The organism is Kocuria sabuli, assembly GCF_040981185.1.
GTDB classification, from domain to species: Bacteria; Actinomycetota; Actinomycetes; order Actinomycetales; family Micrococcaceae; genus Kocuria; species Kocuria sabuli.
The window spans coordinates 1-8,890 of record NZ_JAVHZE010000033.1; the positions used below are offsets into that span (position 1 = coordinate 1).

General features: G+C 71.2%; 8 protein-coding genes and 2 pseudogenes. 3 read left to right on the forward strand and 7 right to left on the reverse strand.

The features are described from left to right. Positions 1-302: 302 nt before the first annotated feature. On the forward strand, positions 303-1,151 hold the full coding sequence (locus tag RE027_RS17455; RefSeq protein WP_368809579.1) for a formate/nitrite transporter family protein: 849 nt from the start codon (positions 303-305) through the stop codon (positions 1,149-1,151). Positions 1,152-1,313: 162 nt separating this feature from the next. Here the strand turns inward: RE027_RS17455 and nirD are convergent, their stop codons facing one another. Continuing rightward, positions 1,314-1,697: a nitrite reductase small subunit NirD gene (nirD, locus tag RE027_RS17460; protein ID WP_368809580.1), complete on the reverse strand. Its 384-nt coding sequence runs from the start codon at positions 1,695-1,697 to the stop codon at positions 1,314-1,316. Between the two features lie 298 nt (positions 1,698-1,995). Between nirD and RE027_RS17465 the strand changes: the two genes are divergently transcribed. Together RE027_RS17465 and RE027_RS17470 are read left to right on the forward strand one after the other, a co-directional pair. After that, positions 1,996-2,259: a hypothetical protein gene (locus RE027_RS17465; protein WP_368809587.1), complete on the forward strand. Its 264-nt coding sequence runs from the start codon at positions 1,996-1,998 to the stop codon at positions 2,257-2,259. Continuing rightward, a pseudogene (locus RE027_RS17470) lies at positions 2,172-2,756 on the forward strand (nitrite reductase (NAD(P)H)); the annotation flags it as partial. The gene RE027_RS17465 and the pseudogene RE027_RS17470, both read left to right, overlap by 88 nt. Before the next feature lie 129 nt (positions 2,757-2,885). On the opposite strand, the gene RE027_RS17475 reads toward RE027_RS17470, so the two are convergent. From RE027_RS17475 to RE027_RS17500, 6 genes and pseudogenes are all read right to left on the reverse strand, one after another. Continuing rightward, positions 2,886-3,707 carry a hypothetical protein gene (locus RE027_RS17475; protein WP_368809581.1) on the reverse strand — a complete coding sequence of 274 codons (822 nt, stop codon included), beginning with the start codon at positions 3,705-3,707 and terminating at the stop codon, positions 2,886-2,888. Then, positions 3,704-4,498, reverse strand: a complete 795-nt coding sequence (locus RE027_RS17480) for an acyl-ACP desaturase (RefSeq protein ID WP_368809582.1) — start codon at positions 4,496-4,498, stop codon at positions 3,704-3,706. Before RE027_RS17480 ends, RE027_RS17475 begins: the two co-directional genes overlap by 4 nt. Positions 4,499-4,770: 272 nt before the next feature. After that, the gene (locus RE027_RS17485) at positions 4,771-6,237 is read right to left on the reverse strand and encodes a PepSY-associated TM helix domain-containing protein (protein WP_368809583.1); all 1,467 of its coding nucleotides are present in this window, start codon (positions 6,235-6,237) and stop codon (positions 4,771-4,773) included. A gap of 200 nt (positions 6,238-6,437) precedes the next feature. Further along, positions 6,438-7,022: a hypothetical protein gene (locus RE027_RS17490; RefSeq protein ID WP_368809584.1), complete on the reverse strand. Its 585-nt coding sequence runs from the start codon at positions 7,020-7,022 to the stop codon at positions 6,438-6,440. Positions 7,023-7,152: 130 nt separating this feature from the next. Continuing rightward, positions 7,153-7,788, reverse strand: a complete 636-nt coding sequence (locus RE027_RS17495) for an anti-sigma factor (RefSeq protein ID WP_368809585.1) — start codon at positions 7,786-7,788, stop codon at positions 7,153-7,155. Between the two features lie 88 nt (positions 7,789-7,876). Further along, positions 7,877-7,999 (reverse strand): annotated as a pseudogene (locus RE027_RS17500) (zf-HC2 domain-containing protein); the annotation flags it as partial. Positions 8,000-8,890 lie beyond the last annotated feature (891 nt).

An 8,890-nucleotide genomic window follows, 5' to 3' on the forward strand; every position in this document is an offset into this window, starting at 1 on the left:
CTGGTGGTGCCGATGGACGAGCGGGAGCAGGCCATGCTGCAGCGCTCGGCCGAGGCGATCCGGGCCACCCTGGCCACGATCGGCTACTGAACCCGCACGCAGCAGTCAGCCGCATGCCACGGACCGATCCGCAAGGATCTCCTCGGCCGTCCCCGATGGCCGGCTCCAGGATCTGACGCCCCGGGGCGCAGTCGGTTCAGCACGTCCCGGGCCGAGTTCGACGATCATGAGAGTGTTCACAGCAGATGTCCGCCCCGTGTGCCGGGCGGCTCCGCAACGATTTCTGGAGACAGGCGCCGAACATGCCCTCTGACGCGCAGCAGCTTTTCCCGGGAAAGCAGTTCATCAGCACCATCCTGGAGGCCTTGGAGACCAAGACCACCATGTCGGGCCATCTGGCACGGCGGTACCTCCAGCGCGCCGGCATGGCCGGGCTGATCATCGGAGTGCTGTTCGCCGCGAACTTCGTGGTGGTCGCGGCGTTCGACGCCGTCCCTGCCGGGGGTGCGACGCTGAGCCCTCTCGGGCGGATGGTGGGCGCTGCCACGTTCGGATGGGCGCTGGTCTTCATCTACTACTCGAAGTCCGAGCTGCTGACGTCCAACATGATGGTGGTCTCCGTCGGGGCCTATTACCACCGCACGAGCTGGTTGAAGGCGTTGCGCCTGCTGAGCCTGTGCTATGTGGGCAATTTCCTGGGCGGTCTGTTCGTGGCGGTGGCGTTGCGCTACAGCACCGTCATCGACGGTGCCGCGTTCACGTTGATGGAAGCCTCTGTGGCGAACAAGCTGGAGTTCATCACGAGCGGCGCCACGGGGTGGGGAGACCTGTTCATCCGTGCGGTGCTGTGCAATTTCTTGATCAATCTCGCGATGCTGCTGGTCTACAACGGCCTCATCCAGGACGACGTCCTGAAGAGCCTGGTGATGATCGTCGCGGTGTTCCTCTTCGCCTTCCTGGGCTTGGAGCACTCCGTGGCGAACACGGTCCTGTTCACCATCGTCGGGCTCGGCGAGGGCATTGACGGCGGCTTGGCGGCGGCCAACGTCGCGATCGCCCTGGTGGGCAACTTCCTGGGCGGGGGAGTGCTGATCGGGCTCTACTACGCGTACGTGAACGACGACACGAAATACAGCGCGGGGATGCCCTGACCGGCGGAGACGACGACAGCGTCGTCGGGCACGGCCGACCCCCGACCAGCTCGGGTGCCATCCCTGCACCGCCTCGAACTCCGTCCGACGACCGGGTCGCAGGGTCGAAGGGGGCACGGCTCGGGAAGCATCTGCAGCAAAGACCCTGCTGGCCGTGACCGGTCAGTGTCGGGGGAGGGCCCGGGCCCTGGCGTCGGTGCGCGAGGCGAGGTCCACCTGGACCACGCCGTCCACGACCCGGTTGGTGTACACGGCCAGACCGAAGTGGTCCGAGGTGTGGCACACGCCGGTGCCGAGGTCGTAGACCTCCTTGTACAGGGGGGAGGAGATGGTGGGCCGGCGCGCGCCGTCCACCATCCTGTCGCCCACGATGCCCCGGCTCATCACTCCCTGGTCGGTGCGCGGATCGATGTTGGAGACCGTGTAGACGTTGCCGTCCCATGCCTTGAACACCGCGATCTGCTCGGTGCCGAAGAGGGCGGCCTCCCCGAGGTCGGTCTCTAGCTGGTCCACGGTGCACACTCGGTGCCACTGCGTGTCGCTCACGGTCTGTCTCCTCGTCCTGCGTCCATCCGGGCATGGGTTCTCGGATGCTCTCATGGAGGGGTCGCCCGGTGCTCCGACACTGCTGAAACATCCCGTTGCGGAGCCCGTGCGGGGCGTTCCCCGTTGGTATTGTAGGAGATATGGCGCTGTGGTCAGACCACAAGATCCCGACCGGTTGCCACAGCTGACGAGACCCACACCACCGACCCGGGGGGACCCGGGATGAGGAGACATCGTGGCCAGCACCGACACCACGTCCCCCGGCACTTCCGGGCAGAGCTTCCGTGACGTCGTCGTGGTGGGCGGCGGTCCCGCCGCCCACCACTTCGTCGAGACCCTGCACCGGCGTGATGACCACGCACGCTACCGTGTGACGCTCATCAGCGAGGAGGACATGGCGCCCTACGACCGCGTCCAGCTGGCCAAGCGCTGGGACAAGTCCTACGACCTCACCCTCGGCGACCCCACCCTGTGGGCCTGCGTTCCCCGCACAAGTTCAAGATCGGCGCCTCCGGATGCGCCCGGGAGTGCGCCGAGGCCCGCGGCAAGGACATCGGGGTGATCGCCACGGAGAAGGGCTGGAATCTCTATGTGGGCGGCAACGGCGGCTTCTCCCCGCGCCACGCGGACCTGCTCGTCCAGGACGTCGACGGCGAGACGCTGGTGCGGCTGATCGACCGGTTCCTCGGCTACTACATCCGCAGCGCCGAGAAGCTCCAGCGCACCGCCGTGTGGATCGAGTCCCACGACGGCGGCATCGACCACATCCGCAAGGTCGTCGTCGACGACGAGCTCGGCATCTGCCACGAGCTCGAGGAGGAGATGCAGCACTTCGTGGAGGCCCACGTCGACGAGTGGGTCGCCACCCTCGCCGACCCGGCCAAGCTTGCCCGCTTCCGCTCCTTCATCAACGCTCCCGAGGAGCGCGACCCCCTGTTCGCCCGCGTTCCCGAACGGGATCAGAACCGCCCGGCGACGCTCGAGGAACGTCGTGAGGTGCTCATCAGCGGACCGCGCATCGAGCTGCGCGATGCCCACGGCCACCCCGTGCCCCGCTGATCGAAGTCGTTCCTGATCCTCATCGAGCGCGCTCAGTGTGCTCGTGCCACTTCTGCTGTCCTGTTCCGCCCGGTTGTCCCGGGGGCGTGCGGCTCGCGCCCGAACCCCGGCCGGTCACGGCATGCCCTCTCACGCCCAGGACGTCGGCGTGGTGGCGTGGAGACCCGGCCGGGGCGTGGGAGCCCCGAGGGCGGTGCGCAGCGGGTGGGTGCCGGTCAGACCGGGGAACACGGCCACCGCATCGTCGATCTCACCGACGGCGGGGCGTCCGGCCGGATCCGTGAGCAGGGTCAGGGCGGCGCGGGCCGGTGCGGGGCCGGCGTACCGGGTGCCGGGGAGGCGCCACCGGTCGGCGGCGGTCCGGGCGATCCGCCGGGCGGTGGCGCTGCGGGCCAGGCGGTCCGTGGCTTCCTCGGCGTAGAAGTCCAGGTGCCGGTCCTTCAGCCGCACCACCGCGCAGGTCAGCTCCCCCAGCGCGGGCTCGACCGCGCCGAGCCGGCGGTAGACGAGGGCGAGCGCCGCGGTGTCCAGCCAGCCGGTGACCATGTGGGCGCCGGTCACGTCCGCGCCCAGGAGATTGGTGCCGATGGCGGCCACGGTGGGCCGGGCCCGGTCGTCCCACGCGCGGCGCAGCCCGCCCAGGGGCGTGTCCAGGGGCAACCGGGGTGTGCGGGAGCGGGCCTCGAGCACCGATCCGAGGGTCGTGGTGAGCCAGTGCTGCTCGTAGGACCAGGTGGTGAGGAAGGCGGTCACACGGGACTCGGCGTGGGTGGGGGTGACCAGCACATCACGCATCCGTCCCAGGACGGTGCCCTCCACCGCCCACAGGTAGGCGAGGGCATCCAGGGCCGGGGCGGACAGGGTCCCCAGCGCGTGCGGATCGAGATCGGTGGGGCGCAGGACATGGGGGTCGCGCATGTAGGCGCGCACGTCGAAACCGGTGGTGCTCACGCCGGCACCCCGCGGGCGTCCAGGGCCTCGGCCACGAGGGTCAGCCCCTCCATGCCCGGCAGCTTGGCGACGTGCCGGTCGACGGCCTCGATCTCCTTGCGCCCGTCCGGTCCGGAGAACAGGTGCCGCAGGACGTGGTCGACCTCGGCCTCGGGGGAGACCCCGGAACCGACCGGCTGCCAGGCGGTGCGCAGGGCCAGGCGGGCCAGTTTCTGGGCGCGCGGGTTGTCCTGCAGCCGGGCGCGGGCCTGGGTGGTGTAGAAGGCGATGTGCTTGGCCTCCTGTGCGGCGATCCGGCGCAGCAGGGTGGTGAGCACGGGGCTGTCCTCCAGGGCGGCGAGGCGCTTGTAGCCGGCGGCGGTGGAGCGTTCGTTGATGGAGCCCCAGAGCATGTGCACGGCCACGAAGTCGGTGCCGGCGATGTTGGACAGCAGCGACTGCTTGACCGGGCTGAGGCGGTCCCGCCAGCCGAGCTTGACCCGCTTGGCCTTGACCTCGTCGAAGGCCACCGTGATCCCGTGCAGGGCCAGCACGTGGGCCAGGGCCTCGCCGTGCCAGATCTCCTCCCAGTTCCAGGTGGTCATGAAGGTCCCCACCTGCGGGTCCTTGCGCGAGGGGCTGACGAGCATGTCCCGCAGGTAGCACACGGTGTGGAACTCGATCTCGCACATGTAGCGCAGGGTGCGCAGCGTGTCCGTCGGCAGCGGGTTGTCCCGGAACACCTCGTAGTCGAGGTCCTCCCAGGTCACGGCCGTGGACTCACGGGCGTACCGGTCGATGTCGAAGGCCATGACGGCTCGTCTCCCTTCCCTGCGCGACGGGCACGGCGGCCCCGGGAACCGGGGGCGGGCCGGCGGTGCTCGTCCGCACGGTGATCGTTGTGACTGTGTCACCTCGTGTTCGGAGCCGGCGGCCCGGCGGATGGGTGCGGACGCCACCGCCTCTCGCCCGGACGAGGGCTGTTGCCCGGGTCCCGATCCGGTCACGGTCCCCCCGATCGAGGCGGCCGGGGCAGGGCCCCGCCCAGCGGGTGCACGGGGCCCTGCGCCATGGCCGGCTCGGATCACGGGCCTGCCGGGGGAGCGTTCCGTCGGGCCGTCAGGGCGCCCAGGACGAGGTCCAGGACCAGGAAGGCGGCCAGGCTGGTCCCCAGCAGGGGGAGGAACACCCCCACGCCCACCGCGACCACGGTCACCGCGGCCACCGCGGGCAGCGGAGCCCGGCGCAGGGCCCCGCGGGTCGGAGCAGCACCGAAGCTCATCCCGGTGGCGCGGGCGGGTCGCCGTCGCCACCACATGAGATAGCCCCACACCACCGTCGCGGCCAGACCCAGGGCGAGCACGGCCAGCACGAGCTGGTTGACCACCCCGAACAGCACCCCCATGTGGGCGGCCACGCCCCACTGGGCGAGTTTCGCCATGACCCCGAACTCGGTGAAGCGCACCCGGTCGCTGACCTGTCCGCTGGCCGCGTCCACGGCCACGGCATCGACCTGGGTGGGCCAGGAACGGTCGATCTCGGCCACCGTCCAGGCGGTGCCGGCCTCGGGCGCGGGCTTGACCTCGAGCAGGGTCGCGTCGATGCCGGCATCGCGGGCGGTGTCCAGCACCGCGTCGAACGACCCGCCGGCGGAGGCGGCACCCGTCATGGCGGCGTGGTCATGGTGCGCGCCGTGCTCGGCGTGCTCGTCCGTCGCAGCCCCCGGTGCCCGGGCCGGATCCAGGGCCTTCTCCAGTGCCGGAGTCGTCCAGCCCAGGGTGGAGCGCAGTTCCGTGACGTTGGCCCCGGCGTAGGTCGACCAGGTCAGCCCCGTGGCGGAGAGGAACAGGAACCCCAGTCCCAGCCACACCCCGGTCGCGGCGTGGAAGGACCGGGTGCGCCGGTACTTGTTCGTGGTGGCGGTGTCCGGGACCAGCAGCCCCCGTGCCCGGAGCCCGGTCCGGGTCCTCCGCCAGCGGGCCGCCCACAGGATCAGCCCGGTCACGGCGATGACCCACAGCCAGGAGGCGGCCAGCTCGCTGTAGATCCGCCCCGGCTCACCCAGCAGCAGGCTGCGGTGGAGCTCGCTGATGGCGGTGCGCAGCGGCAACGACCCGCTGGTGCCGTAGACGGTCAGGTCCCCGACCACCTCACCGGTGCCCGGGTCCACGAACACCCCTCGGTGCTCGGAGGCACCCAGGGCCGGGTCGGTGAACATCACCCGGGTGGTGCCCCCGGGCTCGGCCGGACGCACCGCCTCCGGGGTGGCCTCGAGACCGGTGGCGGTCTGGGCGGCGGCGACCTGGGCGTCCAGGGACAAGGGCTGTTCGGTGACGGTGCCGGTCAGCGCCTCGGCATAGATCACCCGCTCCAGCTGCGGACTCAGGGCGTAGAGGGCCCCGGAGACGGCGGCGACGAGCAGGAAGGGGCCGATGAAGACCCCGATGTAGAAGTGCAGGCGCAGCAGCAGCTGCCGCACCCACCCGGCCGGTGCCGGCGGGCGAGAGGGCAGGGACGGGCGGGGTTCGATGGTGTCGGTGGAAGTGGGCATGATGGGTTTCGCCTGTCGGAGAGGTCGGGGGAGGCAGCCGATGACCGTGCGTGGACGGCAGGCCCTGGAGGAACAGGGAGGTGGCCTCGCACGGGCAGGAACCGGTGAGAACGGTCGGTCAGGTCCCTCGAGAAGGGTGTGGGGGACCCTGCCCCGGCAACGGCGGCGTGCCGCTGCTGCGGTGGGACAGAGGTGACGACTCACGACACCGGAACGGGCGGACCCCTGGGGGTGACGATCTGCAGGGCGCAGCCCAGATCGTGGAGATCCTGCTGGAAGAACCGGCCCGGTCGACCCAGGGGGCGCCGGGCTGCCACCCAGGGGGGTGCCACGTGCAGCAGCCGGCGGATCGGTGCGCCCAGCACATCCACCAGCGACCACCACGCCCTCTCCCCGTGGCGCAGGAGGAGGTAGGTCACGACCGCGGCCAGCAGATGCAGCAGCAGCATCAGCCAGTGGGCGGGCTCGGCCGAGGGGAGGTCGCGAGGAACCGTCCCCAGTGGAGGATGGGTGTGGCCGGGTCCCGGCTCGACCCCCCGCGGAATGTGGGATCCGACCCCGGCGGTGTTCCCACCGGACAGGGAGAACAGCAGGTGGTGGACGCCCTGACTGAGCACCACCGCAGAGCCCAGCCGCACCGGACCCATCCGGTGCCCCGCCAGCAGCACGCACACCCCCACCGCAGCGACCGCCGTGACGGCCACGACCACCGGGTCCGGTGCCGCCGTGGCCGCGGCGTGGTGGGAGGCCGCCGCCAGCGATGCGGAAAGGACACCGGCGATCACGCCTCGCACTCCGCGCGCCAGCGGACCCGCACGCTGCGGCCCGCTCGCCTCCTGCCCTCTCGGCCGTATGCTCTCTCGCTTCCGGGTTCTCCTGCGCGGCAGGGTCGGTGCGGTCATGGCGTCGCCGGCCTCAGATCTCGGTGGCGGCGACGACCGGCAGGGTGGGGCTGGTGGAGCCCTCGGCCGGTTCCACGGTCATGGCCGCCGCCGCCGCATCGGCCACCTCCCCGTGCAGCCAGGTGCGTACCTGTCCGCCGGTGAAGTGCGCGTCCGGAACGGGGACGTCCTCCTGGACCAGCCACAGCTGGTACTCCCGCCCCGGCCCGGGGTCCGGGAGGTCGGTGGAGACGAACAGGGCGGTGTCCTGCTCCTGGGACACGAAGAGGGTGGCGGTTCCGCCCTCCACCTCGATCCGGTGGGTGGTGGCGTCGGAGGCGCCCAGCAGCAGGTTCTCCCGGTCCTGTTCCCGGGCCGCGAGCAGCTCCTCCTGATGCCGCTGCTTCGACTGCGCCCCCAGACTCCACCCGCCCAGGGCGATTCCCGGGAGGAAGACAGCGGCCGCGGCGGCGGCCGGCAGGCGACGGCGACGGGCGTCCAGGGACACGATCCCGGCCCCGGGACGGCCGCTGGTGCTTCCGGAGAAGCCCTCTGCTGCGGGATCGGTCCTGAGGATCGTTCCCGGCTCCGCCGGGGCCGCTCCACCTCCGGCGGGTGTCTCGTCCTGGACGGCAGGCAAGGGCCGGGCGCTGTGGACGGCCTCCAGCACGGAGGGCGGGCGGAGGGTCCTGCGCCACCGCCTCCGCCAGGCGGGCGGTGACCTCGGCATGGTCGGCCAGCTCCGCCCGGCACCGGGGGCATTCCGGCAGATGGTGCTCGAAGGCGGCCTGCTCCGCCGGATCCAGGGCGTTCACAGCGTAGAGGGCGACCAGCTCGTGCAGGGCGCCGGTGTCCGTGCCGCGGTCATGAATGCCGTTCACGACTGCACCCCCCGTGCTGCGCGAAGTCGGTGCAGTCCATCGCCCGGCGACGGGCCAGCGTGCGCAACCACCCCGGCACGGTCCCGTGGGCCGGGTCGACGCGGGCCGATTGCTGCTTCCTCCCTGGAGGCCACCGGCCCGTGAGGTGCGGACCGTTCGTCGGAGTGAGGTCGGCTCGGCACTCCCAGGGTGCGGCCCTGGCGATCTCCCCGCCCGCCGCGGGATTCGGTCATCGGATCCCCCATCCGTCCCTTCGACACCGGTGCCCCGTCGAGGAAGGGGACGGGAACATTCTCGGTGTGCACACTGCCACAGCCCTGCGGCGGCATGCCATCGGCGCCGCTGTGGGCCGCCCCAGCCCCAGAGGGGTCATGCCGGGCAGGCGCCCTGGCAGAGTCCGGCCGTGACATCCGGAGGCCAGAGGCGGGTAAGAGTTCTTCACGACTGGTGTTCGCCACCGATCACGGCACGGATGGGTTCTCCGGCGCCGGCACCTGAAGGAACAGTCCGGCTGAGGGGGGTGCCCCGGACCGAGGGCGTGGACCCGCTCCCGCACCTCTCCACGGCGGACCGCGTCAGCATTCCCGCGGACCGGGAGCGTTGCGGCGGAACTCTTCTCGAAGTTTTTCCCCGGACCACCCATCCGGGTGGTGATCAGCTACGAACCCCCATGCACACACCCCGTGTGCACCCCCCCGGCACGACGAAGGAACCAGTCATGAACACGAAGATGCGTCTGCTTGCCGTTCCCACCCTGGCCCTGAGCGCCCTGGCCCTCTCGGCGGCTCCCGCCCTGGCCGCCGACCACGGCCAGGACTCCTGGTCCTCCCAGGCCACCCTGAGCGCCCTCAACAACTCCGGCACCACCGGCGAGGTCATGGTCGACGTCCA

What these genes read in the sequence shown, in the direction of transcription:
- RE027_RS17455 (WP_368809579.1), top strand. Translation starts at nt 303, where the DNA reads ATGCCCTCTGACGCGCAGCAGCTTTTCCCGGGAAAGCAGTTCATCAGC.
- RE027_RS17480 (WP_368809582.1), bottom strand. Translation starts at nt 4,498, where the DNA reads ATGGCCTTCGACATCGACCGGTACGCCCGTGAGTCCACGGCCGTGACC.
- RE027_RS17485 (WP_368809583.1), bottom strand. Translation starts at nt 6,237, where the DNA reads ATGCCCACTTCCACCGACACCATCGAACCCCGCCCGTCCCTGCCCTCT.